Genomic DNA, 17514 nt, shown 5'->3' with positions numbered 1-17514 from the left:
ACGTCATTGCGAGGCTACATACTGGTCGTGGTAATCCTGTTTTGTGTCACCCCTGCGTAAGCAGGGGTCTAGATTCCCGCCTACGCGGGAATGACAATGGGAAGCGGGAAGACAATTTACTTTCAAACCACCCTAAAAACTATAAAAAAAGTAATATAGGCAACTACAAATAAAACTATACACATAGTGTAATTAAATATGTAGCCTGTTTGCGATCTACTTACCAAAATCCCAAAGTAATTTACTGTTTTGGCAAAATTACTTGGACCAAATCTATCAATGACTCTTTGGTCGATCAAATTCAATAGCTTACTTAAGTTGGCAACTAATCTTACTATCAGCAAGTCATACACTTCATCAAAATAATATTTATGTATTAACAATTTCCTCATAAATGTTATTTTCACTTTATCAATAATATTCTTATACAAATAAATACCCAAAACAATACCCATTAATCCCACAACCATTGGCAATAATTTTATATAAATAGGTGGGTGATTTGCTAATCTTTGATAAATATGAATATTGAATATACTATCAAGGAAATAACCATTTGGTTTGTCAAGAGCAAGAATATAATGACCTATCATCCCCGCAACAAAACTACCTACCACTAAAAGATTAAGTGGCAGATTCATAATATTGGGTGATTCATGAGCGTGATTAAATTGCTCTATAGTTAATCTAGTTTTGCCATGAAATACTAATAAGATAATTTTCATAGAATAAATGGCAGTCAAAATTGCCGCCACAATTCCAAGAATAAACACTGTAGTACCTATGACCCCACCGCTACTATATGCTAGCTCTAAAATAGCATCTTTTGAATAAAATCCAGCTAAAGGATAAATACCGATCAGCGCCAGTGAGCCGATTAAGAAATTACAGTAAGTAACTGGCATTTTATCTTTCAAACCACCCATCTTAAAAATATCTTGCTGATGACAAGCGTGAATAACACTACCAGCTGATAAAAATAATAAAGCTTTAAAAAATGCATGAGTAACTAAATGAAAAATACCAGCATTATAAGCTGATACACCGCAAGCAAGAAACATATAGCCAAGCTGGCTACAAGTGGAATAGGCAATAATTTTTTTTATATCATTCTGCACTATGGCAATAGTTGCCGCAAATATACAGGTAATACCGCCAATAATAGCAATAAAGCTCAATACCCCTACACTATATTCAAATAAATAAGAACACCTAGCTACTAAAAATACTCCAGCTGTTACCATAGTTGCAGCATGAATAAGTGCTGAGACTGGCGTTGGACCTTCCATGGCATCTGGTAGCCATATATGCAAGCCAATTTGAGCCGACTTGCCCATACATCCAAGGAATAATAGCAAACAGACTATGTCAATTATCGATACTGTAAAACCCCATATACTCAATTGTATATTAGACAATAATTGGGCTTTATCAAATACACTAGCAAAATCAACTACCCCAAAATAAACAATAATGGTAATAATCCCCACTATAAAGGCAAAATCCCCTATCCTATTGACGATAAAGGCTTTAATTGCTGCTTTATTTGCCGCTTCTTTTTGATACCAAAAACCAATTAATAAGTATGAACATAAACCAACACCTTCCCAACCAAAAAATAATTGGACAAAATTATCGGCTGATACCAAAGCTAGCATAAAGAAGGTAAATAATGATAAAAATGATAGAAATTTAGGTAACCCTTCATCATCTGCCATATAGCCAAGAGAATAAATATGTACCACCGCTGAAATCCAAGTAACCACTATAAACATAATAGCGGTCAGCTGATCGACATAAATTGCCCAATCTATCTTCATCTCACCAATTACTAGCCATTTTGCTAAAATTAGATGAATAATGGCTTTGTTTATTGCCACATTATAAAATATAAAGCTAGCGAATATTGCCGCTAAACTTATTGCAATAGTGGCAATGCAAGCTGCTTGCTTCTTGCTAAAACACTGACAAAACAAACCATTAATCATACCAGATATTAATGGTAACATTACCGTGAATATTGCTAATGCATTTACCATACCAATTCCTAAAATTACCCTTTCATCTGATTCATATCACTCAGCTCTATCGAACCTTTATTTCTAAAATAAACTAATAATATTGCAAGACCTATAGAAGTTTCGGCAGCTGCTATTGTTAAGATTATTATACTAAAAATTTGACCCGATATCTCATGGGCATAAGCAGAGAATGCGACAAAATTGATGTTGACAGCTAGCAGCATCAATTCAATCGACATCAGAATTGTTATGACATTCTTACGATGCATAAACAAACCGACCATTCCTATACTAAAAATCAGTGCCGACAAAATTAAATAATGTTCCAAAGTAATAGTACTAATCATATTGAATTTCTTCCACTCCTTCACTTAAACGCGGTTTAACCATTAATATACAATTATCCTTGTTTTTAGCATGTTGCTTGGCAATATCCTGCCTCCTAACTCCACTACGATGCCTAATAGTTAGAGTAATACAAGATATCATTGCCATAAATAGAATAATACCTGAAATTTGGAAAGGTAACATATATTCAGTATATAGTACCTGCCCAATAGCATGAGTATTAGAGTCAATTGATGAGAAGTTGGAGACGTTGTCGCTCGTCACTCGCCTATTACTTATAGGCGTCGCTCCATCGCTCTTAGCCCCAAATTCTCCTGAATTGACTATAGTATGGTTAGCTATCTCTGAATAGTCCATATTATCTAACACTATACCTTGTACACCTAAGCAAATTATCAAAACAAGATCAGCAAACATAATGAGTGCTACAGTCATACTGATCAATAAGTTTTTTTTGAATTGTACAATAATATCCACAAAACGAATATTCAACATCATTATAACAAACAAAAACAATACTGCTACCGCTCCAACATATATTACAACCAACATCATTGCTAAAAATTCTGCTCCTAATAGAATCATTAGCCCTGAACCGTTACAGAAAGTAAAGATCAGCCATAACACAGAATAAACAGGATTTTTACTCATGACCACCAAAACACTACTTATAACCATTAGTCCGGCAAATAAATAAAAAAACATTTCCATAATTATCTACCCGTAACTATTTATATTTATAATCATTATGTAGCTTAATTGCTAATTCTTGCTCCCACATATCACCATTCTTCAATAATTTTTCTTTATCATAAAGCAATTCTTGATGACTAATAGTAGCAAATTCAAAATTAGGACCTTCCACTATCGCATCAACTGGGCATGCTTCTTGGCATAGACCACAATAAATGCACTTAGTCATATCAATATCATATCTAGTAGTACGCCTACTACCATCTGCTCTTTCTTTTGCCTCAATAATAATAGCCTGAGCTGGACAAATTGCTTCGCAAAGCTTACAGGCAATACAACGCTCTTCACCATTAGCGTAACGCCTTAATGCATGTTCACCCTTAAATCTTGGGCTTATCCGCCCCTTCTCATAGGGATAATTTATCGTTACTTTAGGTTTAAAGAAATACCTCAAAGTTAGACTAAGCCCTGATACTATTTCAAATAACAAAAAAGACTTCAGGTAATTAATTATTTTCATTTCATTATACACCAAAAATTTGTAGCACTAAGTATGTTTTACAATTTATTTTCTTATTAGTTTGATCTATAGCTAAATTTAAAGGATTTATGCCATATACAAACATAGCACATTTGGGGTAATTGTAAAATTATTAGATAGAGAAATAATATCAAACAGTAAAGAACCATCAAAGAAGTATCTAGTTATAGTCAATTGAGGAGAAGTTGGTGACGTCGTCACTCGTCTCTCCTAGCCCCAAATTCTCCTGAATTAAAATTTAATTAGTCCATTAAAATAGAAAGAGTGGGTAATAAGGTCTTTTTTAAAACTATAATCATAACCAGCACCTAGTTTAAATGGTAAGACAGATTGTACGTTTACATAACCTCCTAAAGTATATTTCACATTCTTTGCAGATGATCCTACAGGTTTTATGATGGGAACTACTATTGGGGCTTGATGTGATGTGTTAGTAAAAGTAATTATGCCTGTGGGATTATTTAGTAAAAGAGTATTGTCTAATTTGACGTGAATTTCCGGAATAATTGAAATATTTTCTACCAAAATATTTTTACTTAAACTTATTCCAGTTTCAAGTAATATTCTTTTGCCTTTCTTAGTTGGTACATTAATGTTAAACTCTTTCCTATATTCTGTAAAATTGTTTATTAAAAAATGATCAAATGTTATTCCTACTATTGGTTTGAACAGAAATTTATCTAAATCCATTTTATAGTAAGTTTCAAGTTTTGCACGTGTTACATAACCGTTAGTCTTGCTATTAATTGCAATATTATTCCGTCCCCCTTTGTTTTTAATAAAGGCTTTACCATATTTGAGATAAGAATTCAGATATATATTTGGTGATAATGTATGTTGGGTATAAATTGCCGCTACATGTAAAATAGTATTTTGCTTATCATTAAAGATGGTTTGCAATTTAGTATACGAATTTGCAAGAGCATATGCGATTCCTATAATAAAACTATCCAGGGGTCGTGTATCAAAACCTAAAATAAAACCTTGCTGATTATTTTTAAAGGCTAAAATATTTCCTTGTTGCTGTTGTTTGGTAATAGAGCTGATAAATTGAATCCATCCTCCTTTTTTAATATAATCATTATCTCCTGACGCTACCACATTTACCGTAGAATTATCTGTTAATGTATGGTTAGTTAAAGCATTAGAAATCGTATCCAAATAGTCAAATTCTATATATGTAGTATATTTCGATATATCTTGCTCAACATCAGGGTTAATAGGTGAAATATAACTATTTTCTTCAGCTAATGTTTGAGAAGATGGAATTGCTACTGAATTTGGTTGTTCGGATTCTAAATTGGTTTGCTCAGTGCTTGAATCTGGTTGTTCGGATTCTAAATTGATTTGCTCGGTTTCTGAATTGGCTTGTTTAGCTACTAAAGTTGGTTGTTCGTCTGCTTGGTCTGGTTGTTTAACTACTGAAGACGGAGGGTCATCTACTGGAGCCGTAGGTTCAGCTGCTATTGGCTCCTCTTCTGCAAACAATGTTTCTAACCCTAGGTTGTCTCCAAATATTTCATATGGATCAACATCTGCATTATCGTCTACAGATACTGCAGCTTGTTGAATTACTTCATGCCCAGGTTTCTCAGCTGCTACATCTGTTTGTATAGCTACTGAGGTTTGTTCTTCATCTACTATATCTGTTTGTGTAGCTACTGTTTTTGTATCTGCGGTATTTGTGTATTCAGATACTAGGGTAGGATGGGCATCTACTGTAACCGTCTTTGTTGCTGGAGGCATATCTGTTGTTGTAGCAATTTCCATTACTGAAACTTCCTCGATTATTGGAGCCATATATATTACTGGATCTGCCATTACTGTAGCCTTTTCTGTTACAGGAGAGGTTACTGTTACTGTAGCTGTAGCCGTCTTTGTTGCTGGAGGCATATCTGTTGTTGTAGCAATTTCCATTACTGAAACTTCCTCGGTTATTGGAGCCATATATATTACTGGATCTGCCATTACTGTAGCCTTTTCTGTTACAGGAGAGGTTACTGTTACTGTAGCTGTAGCCGTCTTTGTTGCTGGAGGCATATCTGTTGTTGTAGCAATTTCCATTACTGAAACTTCCTCGATTATTGGAGCCATATATATTACTGGATATGCCATTACTGTAGCCTTTTCTGTTACAGGAGAGGTTACTGTTACTGTAGCTGTAGCCGTCTTTGTTGCTGGAGGCATATCTGTTGTTGTAGCAATTTCCATTACTGAAACTTCCTCGATTATTGGAGCCATATATATTACTGGAGTTGGCATTACTGTAGCCTTTTGTGTTATTGGAGAGGTTACTGTTACTGTAGCTGTAGCCGTCTTTGTTGCTGGAGGCATATCTGTTGTTGTAGCAATTTCCATTACTGAAACTTCCTCGATTATTGGAGCCATATGTATTACTGGAGTTGGCATTACTGTAGCCTTTTGTGTTATTGGAGAGGTTACTGTTACTGTAGCCGTAGCTGTCTTTGTTGCTGGGGGCATATCTGTAGCTCTCTCCATTACTGGAGATGGTTCTGTTATTAGAACAATAGCTGCATGCCCAACAATACCCTTTTTAGCCGCTTCTAACTCATCTCTCAATGATAACGAATTTCTTGTTGTAGGAGGTATATCATCTAATGACTCATCTTCAGAATCTACCCTTTTTCTTTTTCTAGATATTTGTTGTGGAGCAGTTTGATTAGATTCTGTGATTGTAGGTGATGGAGTATCTCTTATTGCTAAATTATCCAAAGAAGCATATCCTTCATCTTTCAACTGTTGCACAGGTTTATTAGGTTTCACCTGTTTATCATTCTCTACCGGTACAAACTCTTCAAATTCATTAGGTATATTTCTCCTTTCTGACTGAGCTAAGAGTAGTGACCTAATATTATCATCTAGAGCATGTAACTTAGATTCAAGGTCATCTCTTGTTTCTTTTAATTCAGTAATTTTATTTGCTTTTTTATCAATAGAAATTAATAGTTGGTTGTGTTCGTCGAGTTTTTGTTCGAGCAATGGCATTTGCTCTTCTATGTCACTTATATTTCCCTGTAAATTTTTCAACTGTTCGTTTGCTACTTTAAGTTTAACAGAAAAAGTTTCTTCTGCTTCTGCAACTCTATCAAAAAACTTCCCTTGTATTTCTTGAAGTTTAACAGAAAATTTTTGTTCTGTTTTTTGACTATTATAGTCTTCTTTAGGATTAAGTAATGCTAGGTAATCTTTTTCTAGTAAATCAAGCATTTCCGTTAATTTATTTCCATCTTCAGATGGTTTTATTATTATGTTTTCTGGGTCTACTTTTTTCAATTTCTCATGAGTGTCATTAACAATAAACCATATTTGTTCCATGTTCTCTTTAAATTCAGCAAAAGAAATTTGTTCTGTTTCTTTACTATATAATGGCAAATTTTTGATCTCTTGTTGCTGTAAAATTGAGAGCATTTCTTCACTCTTTTGTTTTTCTAAATTATATTTGTATTGCCGATCAAGTAATGATGAATACTCTATTTCTAGCGAATTAATTTCTTCTTCCAAATTTTTGCGATCATTCAATAATTTTATTTTTTGGGAATGTTCTTGTTCTAATTCTTTTAATTCATCACTGACTTTATCAATAGTACTCCATGTTGCTTTTCTTTCATTTTTTAGGTGTTGTATATAAGTAATTGGGAGTGGGGGAGAAAATTGTCCTGTTTCTTCATTAAATCCTACTGCCAAGACATCAGATACGTCAAATTTTTGCAATAAGAAAAATAAAAAAATAAAAACTAGATACTTTTTTACTAAATATTTATTAACAAAATAATTTTGTAACATGCTAAATATAACCATTCAATTACCTATCAATTAATTTATTTGTTAAAAATTAATTAATATTAACGTAGTTGTCACAGCAATACAAAGTAAAAAGTGCAATTATAGTTTTATTCTTAGGAAATTAAGTTGTTATATGTTGTAAAAAGTTATAACTATAGATTAAACGTACCTTTAAATAGAAATACGACTAATAAAATTAATAATTACGAGAAACAAGGAAAGTAAAATAAAAATACTATAGCCAATTGATTAGAAGTTGGGATTAGGAGACTGTCGGAAGTTAGAAGAGGGAGAGGGTTTTAGAGACCATCCCTACTTAACTTAGTCATCTCTGCTCGACTCAGTGTCACCCCTGCGTAAGAAGGGGTCTAGATTCCCGCCTACGCGGGAATGACAATAGTAGGCGGGAATGATAAGAGAGCATAGGAGCAAAGCCTGTAATAGACGAAACAAAGTGACGACGTCAATGTCAGCAATCTCTCATCAATTGACTATACAAGCTTTGATTAGCTATACTACCCGATCTTCTTCTTGTGTTAAAAATTCCTCCAGCTTTTCTCTTGTGTAATCTTTTTCTTCTAAGATTACTTCATTGTCAAAAATATGTTGTACTGTTTTTTCTTCTAATAATGGACCTTTTAAGTGCTCAATAGATCGAGGGTTTTCTTGATAGAACTTTAATATTGCTTTTTCTTGACCTGGAAATCTCCTTGCTTGAGCTATAATAGCATTTTTAATATCATCCTGTTCAATACGTAAATTCTTAACTTGCATATATTCTGATAACATCAGACCTACTCTAACACGACGTAAGGCTAGCTTATTATAGTACTCATTAATTTCTGCTTCTGATTTATCTTTAAATATTGAATCTGAGTCGTTACTTTTCTCCGTTTGAGATTTTAAAGTATTTACTTCCTGGGCTATTAAAGATTTGGGAACATTAAACGTTAATATCTCTTCTAATTGATCAAATAATCTCATCTTCATTAAAGTATGTATATTCTCCCTATATTCATCTGCTATACTTTTAGAAATATTAGTACGCAATTCTTCAACTGTCTTACAATTAAATTTCTTAGCAAACTCATCATCAACGACTATTTCATCAGCAGAATGTACCGCCTTTACCTGAACAATAAATTTAGCAGGCTGACCTGCAATTTGTTCCATATGATATTCTTTTGGGAATGTAACATTAACCTCTACCTCATCTCCAGCTTTACTACCAATAAGCTGATCTTCAAACCCATCAATAAAAGTTCCACTACCAATTACTAATTTGTAATCTGTAACTTTACCACCTTCAAAAGGCTCATTATTGACATAACCAATCGCATCAATAGTAACTTCCTGCCATTTTTCTACTTTCCCTTTATTTTCTTTAGTATAATTTTTTGACATAGATGCAAGTTTATCTATTTGCTTATTAATATCCTCTTCCTCAACTACTAATTTTGGATAAATAACTTTAATTTTTTTAAAATCTGGTAATTCAACATCAGGTAGTAGCTCAAATTTTAGAGTAAATTCTAGATCCTCATTATCTTTATCACATAAATCTTCTAATTGAGGATTACCTACTGTTTTTAGTTTATGATCTTTTATAATATGCTGTACTGCGTGATTAATTTCATGGCTTACCACATCAGACCTAACAGACTGCCTATATTTTTGATTAACAATGTTGATCGGCACTTTTCCAGCACGGAATCCATTAAGTTTAACTTTTTTTGATAAACTATCTAATTCTTTTTGCACTTTATTGGCAATTTTAGAAGAAGGAAGGACAACTTTCACTTCAAAATCTAGACCTTCATTTTTAAGTTCTGTGACTTGCATACTAAAAACTCATTAGCAATATTAAAATATCATGCAAAAACTTGAAGAATTGCTAAACCAATCACTGCAATTTTTGCTTATTTATTTGTGGTGCGGATGGAGGGACTTGAACCCCCACGCCTTGCGGCGCTAGAACCTAAATCTAGTACGTCTGCCAATTCCGTCACACCCGCATAGTGTATCTTGACTATTTATCAACTAGTCTTAGCTAGAAATTTTGTCAGAGCATTATAATACACATGATATAAGCTTTGTAAATCTCTAACTTTTGTATATTCATTAATTTTATGTGCTGTATCAGATAATAAACCAAATTCCACAACAGGACAATAATTTTTGATAAACCTCGCATCAGAAGTGCCACCACTAGTAGATAATTTTGTAGATATTTGAGTTGTATTAGATACTACTTGAACAAAATCAGCAATTAACCCTGTTGGTTCTTGAATAAAACAATTAGCTGAAGATACACTACTTAATTCATATTTAAATTGGTATTTAGCACAATATTTGGTAACTATCTGCTCTATCAAATCTGTTATGCTAGATGACGAATGAGCGTCATTAAAACGAATATTAAACTTTGCTGTAACTTTCCCTGCTATTACATTAGTTATATCATTGCCTACATCAATAGAAGTAATTTCTAAATTTGACTGTTGAAAAAATTTACTCCCTTCATCTAATCGATAATTAATCAATTCATTAAGTATTTGAACTAAAGGATGAATCGGATTATTGGCTTGTAATGGATATGCTACATGCCCAGCTGTACCATATAGAGCTAAGTTAAAGTTAATACTTCCACGTCGACCAATTTTTACGGTATCCCCTACTTGCTGTTCATTTGTTGGTTCGCCTACAATAGCAAGATCGATCAAATTATTATCATAGTCAATTGATGAGAAGTTGGGGACGTTATCACTTGTCGCTCGCCTATTACTTATAGGCGTCTCTCCATCGCTCTTAGCCCCAAATTCTCCTAAATTGACTAGATCTCGATGCAAATATTTTAGCATTTCTACAGTGCCATATTTGCCACTTCCTTCCTCATCACTAGTAATTAGAAAACTAATTGAACCATTAGGAACTTTAACACATTCAATGAACTGCAAGCTAGCAGCCAAAAAACATGCTATCGCTCCCTTCATATCGACAGTTCCCCTACCATAAATCTTCTCACCCACTTTACTTGCTATAAAAGGATCATTAAGCCATAATGCTCTATCACCTGCTGGCACAACATCAACATGTCCAGCAAAACAAATATTAGGACGGGCAGTACCATAAACAGCATAAAGGTTGGTTACTTTATAATTATCTTCACCAAATATTTTGGTTTCAGTCTTAAAACCATTTTTTTCTAATAAATTACTAATATATTCAATACAACCGCTACTATTAGGCGTTACTGATTGAAAACTAATCAATTTTTCAAGAAGTTGTATATACATATTCCAACTATTCTCGGACAACTAAAACAGACACCCCAGAATGCCGCACAATTTTCGACGCATTAGGACCTAGCATATAATCTCTAAGCTGTGGTCGTACTGCTGAAATAATAATTAAATCAGCTTTCACTTCATTAGCATATTGTATTATTTCATCATAGACCGCCCCTCGACCAATATGTAATTCAACTTCGATCTCCTCAGGCACATATTGCCTAATTAGCTCTGTTACCTGTACCCGATATTTTTCTTTTTGGTCTTTTGCCCAGTTTTTAGGCAAATAATCCTCGACCATTTTCATACCAAAATCCGAAATGATATAAAGAAAATGTAATTTGGCATTAAAGATAGTAGCAAAACTTAAAGCCTTTGGTAATATTGCCTTAACCGATTGTTTATCCGACAAATCTAATGGTATTATTATATTTTTAAACACAATTAACAACTACTCCGATATTTATCTATTTATTTTACGCTTTTAGATTTACCTACGACGTTATTGCGAGGAAACCGTAAGGTCGACGAAGCAATCCAGAAAGTGACTAAAAATGGATTACTTCGCTCACATACGTTCGTTCGCAATGACGTGTTTTAGATTTATCTATTTCTGACTGCTGAATGTTTTGGCAAAATAAAGTTATTAGTATCAGCAAAATGATTAATATCGATATTATATAACATATAATTAGAATGTTTAAAATGTTTTACATTTTTATGAAACATACCAATAAATTTATCCAATAATTTAGCATCCATACTACTGTTAGTAACTAAAATTGCCGTTACTGCCACTGTATTCAAATCTGCAGTGATTCCAGGATATAATCTTTTATCCAGCAATCCCTTATGAAAAGCTTTATTAGTGGCTAGTAATTGTTCAATTTTATCATTTTCCATAGGTATAAAATCAATCCCACAACTATTAGCCGTAAATCCTACTAAAGCATTAGGATGACCTACCGTCATAATCATCACATCAATTTTACCATTACAAAATTGTTTTATTGACTCTTCGTAACTCATTTCATCGCAATCTATTGGCTCTTTGGTAAAATTATATAACTTCCTGATAGCATCGTAAGTAATGGTATTACTAGACAATGACAAACCATTTGATATTCTCTTCCCTTCAATATCTGAAAAGCCTTTTATTTTATCCTTATCCTGACTTTTTACTAAAACAGTAAAAAGCTCGTCATATAAATTAAGCACCTGACGCATTTCTTGCATTTTCTCTGTATTGGCATAATGCCCAACAGCTTCAAACGCTTCCAATGCTATATTGGATTGCACCAAAGCTAAATCTATCTTACCTTCTCTTAGCAAATTTAAATTTTCAACACCTCCATTGGTAGGTACTACTTCACAATTTACAGTTTTATCAGCTAAAGTCATGGTTCTACACAAATCCAATCCGATAGAGTAATAACCTTTCAAAATCGAACCAGAACCAATTCTTATTGTTTTTTGCGAAGCTAAGACACAATTATTAGTACAAAACAGACAAAAAACTACCAATAAAACTCTAAAATTGTTCATAAATATAATATACACTATAACTAATTGACCACTAATACTTTTTAAGATAAATAATTAAAAAAATTACTCCCCCTATCAATAGAGAGTTATTTCCGACAATATTTTAGGGTACCCTTCCTTCGTCATTGCGAGGAGCTACTTTAGTAGCGACGAAGCAATCCAAAAAAGTAATCAGGAATGGATTGCTTCGTTGACCTACGGTCTTTCTCGCAATGACGTCTGAGGGGCTTTGCTTCGTCGCAGCAAAACTACTTCTCGCTAATAGATAGACTTAGCTATAAACTACCCCTACTACTATCGATAATCAAGATAATTGTTACAGTGCATATATAAAAAACTCCTATTCCTTATAATATTCTTCTCCAATTTCAATTTCAGCCCGGTTATTTGACTTACGCCAATTATTGCTGTCCCTTAGTGAGTAGATACAGCCACAATATTCTTGCTTATAAAAATTCTCACGTTTAGCTATTTCGTACATTCTACTACTCCCGCCTGATTTTCGCCAATTATAAGTCCAGTAAGTTATTCCATCGTAATGAGAGGCAGCTTTAATGCCTGATTCATTAATTTGATTCATGTCTTTCCAGCGGGAAATGCCAAGAGAACTGGTAATAACTTTAAAATCATTCTCATAGGCATAAAGGGCTGTACGTTCAAAACGCATATCAAAGCACATAGAACAACGTTTGCCTCTTTCTGGCTCCCATTCCATACCTTTGCTTCTCGCAAACCAATTTTGTACGTCGTAATCTGCATCAATAAAATTGATACCCATTTTTTCAGCAAAACGAATATTTTCATTCTTACGAATTTCATACTCTTTTTTAGGATGAATATTGGGATTGTAGAAAAAAATAGTTAAGTCAATACCAGACATCAACATTTTCTCCATAAGTTCTCCTGAACATGGAGCACAACAGGAATGTAATAGAACTTTATTTTCACCATTTGGTACTGATAGGATTTCATTCATAATTAGTTACTAATTTTCTTTATAAAATTTTAAAATAACATACAATATTATCGCACAACAATTCAATAATAAGATATTGCATTGTTTGTAGAAAAACGCATAATAAATTATTATTTTTTATTAACAATAATTTTGTTACTAATTATTGAATATAGTGAATTAACTTGAATTGGTAACGTTATAAATCCAATTAGTATTTAGCCTAAGCGTTATGGCTCAGAGCCACTTTAGTGGCATTGAAGCAATCCAAAAAGCGATAAAAATAGATTGCTTCGTAGGCTTACGCCCCACAATTGTTGAAAGTTAGAAGGTAAAGCGGGTTTTAGATAGCTTTTCTGTCATTGCGAGACCACGTAGTGGTCGTGGCAATCCATTTTTGGTTACTTTTATGGATTGCTTCGTCGACCTACGGTCTTTCTCGCAATGACGTTGACCACATACGACTTTTAAATTATCCGGTCTAAAACCGCTTCCTCTTCTAACTTTCAACAGTTGTGGCTTATGCCCCTTCGCAATGACGTTATCTGTCATTGCGAGACCACATAGTGGTCGTGGCAATCCATTTTGGGTCACTGAATTGCTTCGTAGGCTTACGCCCCCTCGCAATGACGTTTTTATAAAAAAGGTAATTGCTATGGACAACGTCACTAACTTCTCATCAATTGACTATAGATCATTCACTTCATTTTTACTTTTAGTAATGAGCTGATTTTTAGTAGCAGAAGGAGGGAGGGGATTGTTGTGATAATAATAAATGTAAAAAAGTTTTGCCATCCGAATTGTACAACAATATATCCTGAAAGAGCTGGAAAAATCGATCGTGAAAATCCCATCATAGAAGTGAAAAACGAATATTGTGTAGCACGAAATTTACCTTGACAAATTGAAGCAATAAAAGCAATGTAGGCTGTCATAGTCATTCCACCAGTTATACTCTCAAAACCTGTCGTAATAAAGAATAAGGGTAGATTTTTACCATAAATCTCTTGCAGAATAAATAAGGTATGTGCTATGGCATGAATTACTCCAAATATCAGCAAGCTATCCAAGATATTCTTTTTTCTCATCACTGAGCTAGCTATTAGCCCACCAATTATTGCAGATATTATGCCGAAAAATTTCCCTGCACTAGCTATTTCAAATTCGTTATAACCAATATGTATCAGAAAAGGATTAATCATCATACAAATAAAATTATCTGGTAATCTATATAAAATAAGGAAGATTATTATTAAAAAGATTAAATAAAAAGATCCTACAGGTCTCAAGATATTTTGTATAAAGTTTGAACTATTTACCTTATAATCCTGATAAGTTTGGGAAATTAAGTCATGCTTTAATCGTAAGATACTCACAACTAAAATAGCAGAGCAAACAAGTACAGAAATGGCAAAGATTTTATATACATTATTCCATCCCAAGTAGCTTGATAGATAAATAGCACCGGAACCTGATATTAGCATACCGATACGATAGCCAAAAATATAAATTCCAGAAGCTACCCCTTGAGATTCTTTGGCAATAATTTCAGTTCTAAATGCTCCTAAGACAGTATCTTTAGCTGAACTTAAAAATGATATTATCAATCCTACCAGTGCAAACAATATTAGACTATGATGAGGATCCATGGTACTTAAAAGAAAAATAGCCAATGCCAACAAAATTTGAATCAGACAAATCCAAGATAATCTATGACCAAGTAGTTTACTTAACCAACCTAACTTTACAGTATCAAAAATAGGAGCCCATAAAAAATTGATAGAATAAGGTATTACGATAACAGCAAACATTCCAATAGATTGTAAATCAATATTTTCTTTAGCAAGCCAATAGTTTAAGGTATTGCCTGTAATCATTAAGGTAAATCCGCTAGTTAAACCAAACAACCAAATAATGAACAATTTTGAAGGAGTTAACATATAAATATCTAATAAGAAAAAACTATAATACAATAATAATTTTCCTATACAAGTTAAGTTAGATTCTATAACTAACCGGAATAGGATTTAGCTGATAAACCTATCCTACCCGTTTATAAGGTAGGACTATCTTATTAGGAGCCTTATTACTATAACTAATTCCATAACCTTTTTGGCACCACTCTTTAACCAGATTAAACTTATGATTAAAAATTTTATCTATCTTTGATAATAGTTGATATTTTCCATCATAATATACTGTAGGGTCTATACCTCTAAATTTTGGTTTAATGTTTATTTGCCCTTTGCCAAATTCCACTATTGAAAATGTTTTAACTTTATGAGAATATTCCTTAAATAATTTTCGTAACTTAACATCTTTACTCATTTGAAGCTTTGTTAAAACTTGCTTATCTATACCAAAATGTAATTCATCTTTAGTAATAAGATTTATATCTACAGCACGTTTTAATATCTTAACGAAGCAGTCATATACTACAGCATTCCATTCGCTACCCCAAAATTCCCAAGTAAAATCTAAAGAAAGCATAGCAAATTGTTTAGCAAGCACAGGATCTGTAAAGAACCATATATTATGTTTAAATTGTAAATTTTCGACCATTTCCTTTGCTTCAATTTCTGAAATTTTGTTAAGAATAACGCCTGTGTGAATATTATATTGTATTCGATCTGCACAAAGTGAAGGCAAGGGGGATTCTAATGCTATGTATTTGGGATTATCAGGGTCTAGTTCACTAATAGAAATGTTATATTTACTGATAATTTTTTCAATATCCATTTTCTTTAGAAACCATAAATGGATAGTATCTTGATAAGAATGTCTGCTATTTGGTTGATAAAATAAATTATCTCCTAAATGAGAAAAAACAGTATGAGAAACATCATGTAACAAGCCGGCTATTTGTTCAATTTTTGACACTCCTGCTTTTTGTAATAAAACAAATACTCCTATACTATGATCATAGCGACTAAAAAATGGCATTAATTCCAAATAAGGGGGTGGGCCAGATTGATCAATTTCTTTTATTCTTTGCATAGCTTTACTTTGTATTAATTCCTCTATTATCGGATCATTAACTATAGAATCACCCCATACTGTATGAAGAACCTGTTCAGCATAGGAAGATAAACAAATAATATAATTTATTATAATAGCAAAAATTATTCTTTTTATCACAATCTACCTTTTATAATTAGAAAAGGAGCCATTATCAAAATAATATCATTACTTGTCAAGATTCTTACCATAAGCATAAACAGCTTCTATGAAAAATTTTGTTGACAAAATTGAGGAAGGTAGTACTATTGCTGTTTTTAATAGAGTTCTTGCATAACCTAATCTAATTGGTAATTTTGTTGTCAAAACTCGTCTCCGTTCCTCACGTACATCTTAGTACGCTGCGGTACTCGACTTCGTTTTTCCTAAAAATTCCTCAATTATCTTTAGGTTATGCAAGAGTTCTAATTTAAGCTAGAAAAATTTTAAAAATTGATTTATCACTTTTAAAGTTTTTGTTAAATAATATCAAAGGATAAATTTTATATGAAAGTTGTAAGTTCGTTAAAATCTCTAAAGAAAAGAGATAAAGATTGCCAGGTTGTAAAAAGAAAAGGTAAAATTCTTGTAATAAACAAGAAAATTAAAAGGTTTAAAGCTAAGCAAGGTTAGATAATTTAGAAATTTCATACGTTGTTGATTAAATTTCTAAGATTTAATTTTAGATGGAGGATCTTATGCAAAATACTAATTTGATAATCATTGCAGTAGGTCTACTTGTAGTATTTATTATATTCTTTGTTTATAAGAAGAGCAAAAATGCGTCTGTTAGTATGCTTATCAAGGATACTAATAATGCACAAGAGCTTAATGCACCATTTAATAAAGCAGATAATATCAAGAAGCTAACTCTAAAAGAAAAGGTTGAGCTATCGTGGAAGTTCTTATATGAAATTACAGAATCAATTGTTAATAAATTTTCTAAAGAGGATGTAGAATTAGTAAATCATCTTGGTCACACATTGTTAAATAACGGTATGAAGTATGAGCATGTAGTAGACCTTGGTATTAAGCAACAAATTACATCAAGAGCTGCAAATATTGAACAACAAGCCCATTCTCAGTCCCAGAAATCTTTGGGTAAATAAGCATCGGTAATTTTGACAGCAAGATTAATTGTGAGCGTTCAGAGAAAAAAGTTAAAGTACAAGATTCCTATTAGTTATCGCAGGCAACCTCCTAGAAGCAATTTAACCTCACAACCGTCATTGCTTCGTCGACCTTACGGTCTCCTCGCAATGACGGTTTCTCAATATATTGTTTTCTTAAACTGATGCTTATGCACAATGACGCTTGGCG

General features: G+C 32.9%; 14 protein-coding genes, 1 tRNA gene and 1 pseudogene. 2 read left to right on the top strand and 14 right to left on the bottom strand.

Translation table 11 applies throughout. The annotated features are described in order from the left end of the window. Positions 1-122: 122 nt before the first annotated feature. The 14 genes and pseudogenes from nuoL to ACQH1V_RS02890 all read right to left on the bottom strand — a co-directional run bounded on the left by nuoL (position 123) and on the right by ACQH1V_RS02890 (position 16521). Entirely contained in the window at positions 123-2039 is a 1917-nt protein-coding gene (gene nuoL / locus ACQH1V_RS02955) for an NADH-quinone oxidoreductase subunit L (protein WP_425360728.1), read from the bottom strand. Between the two features lie 14 nt (positions 2040-2053). Further along, positions 2054-2368 carry an NADH-quinone oxidoreductase subunit NuoK gene (gene nuoK / locus ACQH1V_RS02950; protein ID WP_250310654.1) on the bottom strand — a complete coding sequence of 105 codons (315 nt, stop codon included), beginning with the start codon at positions 2366-2368 and terminating at the stop codon, positions 2054-2056. A 78-nt stretch (positions 2369-2446) separates the two neighbouring features. Further along, positions 2447-3080, bottom strand: a pseudogene (locus ACQH1V_RS02945) (NADH-quinone oxidoreductase subunit J); the annotation flags it as partial. A gap of 16 nt (positions 3081-3096) precedes the next feature. After that, a complete protein-coding gene (gene nuoI, locus ACQH1V_RS02940) occupies positions 3097-3576 on the bottom strand; it encodes an NADH-quinone oxidoreductase subunit NuoI (RefSeq protein ID WP_341759858.1) in 480 nt (159 codons plus the stop codon). Positions 3577-3834: 258 nt separating this feature from the next. Next, on the bottom strand, positions 3835-7422 hold the full coding sequence (locus ACQH1V_RS02935; RefSeq protein ID WP_425360727.1) for an autotransporter domain-containing protein: 3588 nt from the start codon (positions 7420-7422) through the stop codon (positions 3835-3837). Between the two features lie 495 nt (positions 7423-7917). Beyond that, complete coding sequence (tig, locus tag ACQH1V_RS02930) at positions 7918-9249, bottom strand: trigger factor (RefSeq protein WP_425360726.1); 1332 nt, start codon at positions 9247-9249, stop codon at positions 7918-7920. Between the two features lie 88 nt (positions 9250-9337). Beyond that, a tRNA-Leu gene (locus ACQH1V_RS02925) sits at positions 9338-9422 on the bottom strand. Between the two features lie 21 nt (positions 9423-9443). Next, positions 9444-10703: a succinyl-diaminopimelate desuccinylase gene (dapE, locus tag ACQH1V_RS02920; RefSeq protein ID WP_425360725.1), complete on the bottom strand. Its 1260-nt coding sequence runs from the start codon at positions 10701-10703 to the stop codon at positions 9444-9446. Between the two features lie 7 nt (positions 10704-10710). Further along, the gene (locus ACQH1V_RS02915; RefSeq protein WP_341748613.1) at positions 10711-11139 is read right to left on the bottom strand and encodes a universal stress protein; all 429 of its coding nucleotides are present in this window, start codon (positions 11137-11139) and stop codon (positions 10711-10713) included. A 161-nt stretch (positions 11140-11300) separates the two neighbouring features. Beyond that, positions 11301-12242, bottom strand: a complete 942-nt coding sequence (locus ACQH1V_RS02910; RefSeq protein ID WP_341748614.1) for a TAXI family TRAP transporter solute-binding subunit — start codon at positions 12240-12242, stop codon at positions 11301-11303. Positions 12243-12582: 340 nt separating this feature from the next. Further along, on the bottom strand, positions 12583-13218 hold the full coding sequence (locus tag ACQH1V_RS02905; RefSeq protein WP_341748615.1) for an epoxyqueuosine reductase QueH: 636 nt from the start codon (positions 13216-13218) through the stop codon (positions 12583-12585). A gap of 677 nt (positions 13219-13895) precedes the next feature. Further along, positions 13896-15137 (bottom strand): AmpG family muropeptide MFS transporter, encoded by a 1242-nt coding sequence (locus ACQH1V_RS02900; RefSeq protein WP_425360724.1) that lies wholly within the window; start codon positions 15135-15137, stop codon positions 13896-13898. A 100-nt stretch (positions 15138-15237) separates the two neighbouring features. Then, complete coding sequence (locus ACQH1V_RS02895; protein WP_341748617.1) at positions 15238-16335, bottom strand: hypothetical protein; 1098 nt, start codon at positions 16333-16335, stop codon at positions 15238-15240. Positions 16336-16383: 48 nt separating this feature from the next. Next, positions 16384-16521, bottom strand: a complete 138-nt coding sequence (locus ACQH1V_RS02890) for a hypothetical protein (RefSeq protein WP_425360723.1) — start codon at positions 16519-16521, stop codon at positions 16384-16386. Positions 16522-16701: 180 nt separating this feature from the next. On the opposite strand from ACQH1V_RS02890, the gene ykgO reads away from it, so the two are divergent. Both ykgO and ACQH1V_RS02880 read left to right on the top strand, forming a co-directional pair. Beyond that, positions 16702-16827 carry a type B 50S ribosomal protein L36 gene (gene ykgO, locus ACQH1V_RS02885; protein ID WP_094648811.1) on the top strand — a complete coding sequence of 42 codons (126 nt, stop codon included), beginning with the start codon at positions 16702-16704 and terminating at the stop codon, positions 16825-16827. A gap of 65 nt (positions 16828-16892) precedes the next feature. Next, entirely contained in the window at positions 16893-17303 is a 411-nt protein-coding gene (locus ACQH1V_RS02880) for a DUF2660 domain-containing protein (protein WP_425360722.1), read from the top strand. The last annotated feature ends 211 nt before the right edge of the window (positions 17304-17514 follow it).

This window comes from Candidatus Tisiphia endosymbiont of Ceraclea dissimilis, assembly GCF_964030735.1.
Taxonomy (GTDB): domain Bacteria; phylum Pseudomonadota; class Alphaproteobacteria; order Rickettsiales; family Rickettsiaceae; genus Tisiphia.
This window is presented reverse-complemented; position numbering and strand designations above follow the sequence as displayed.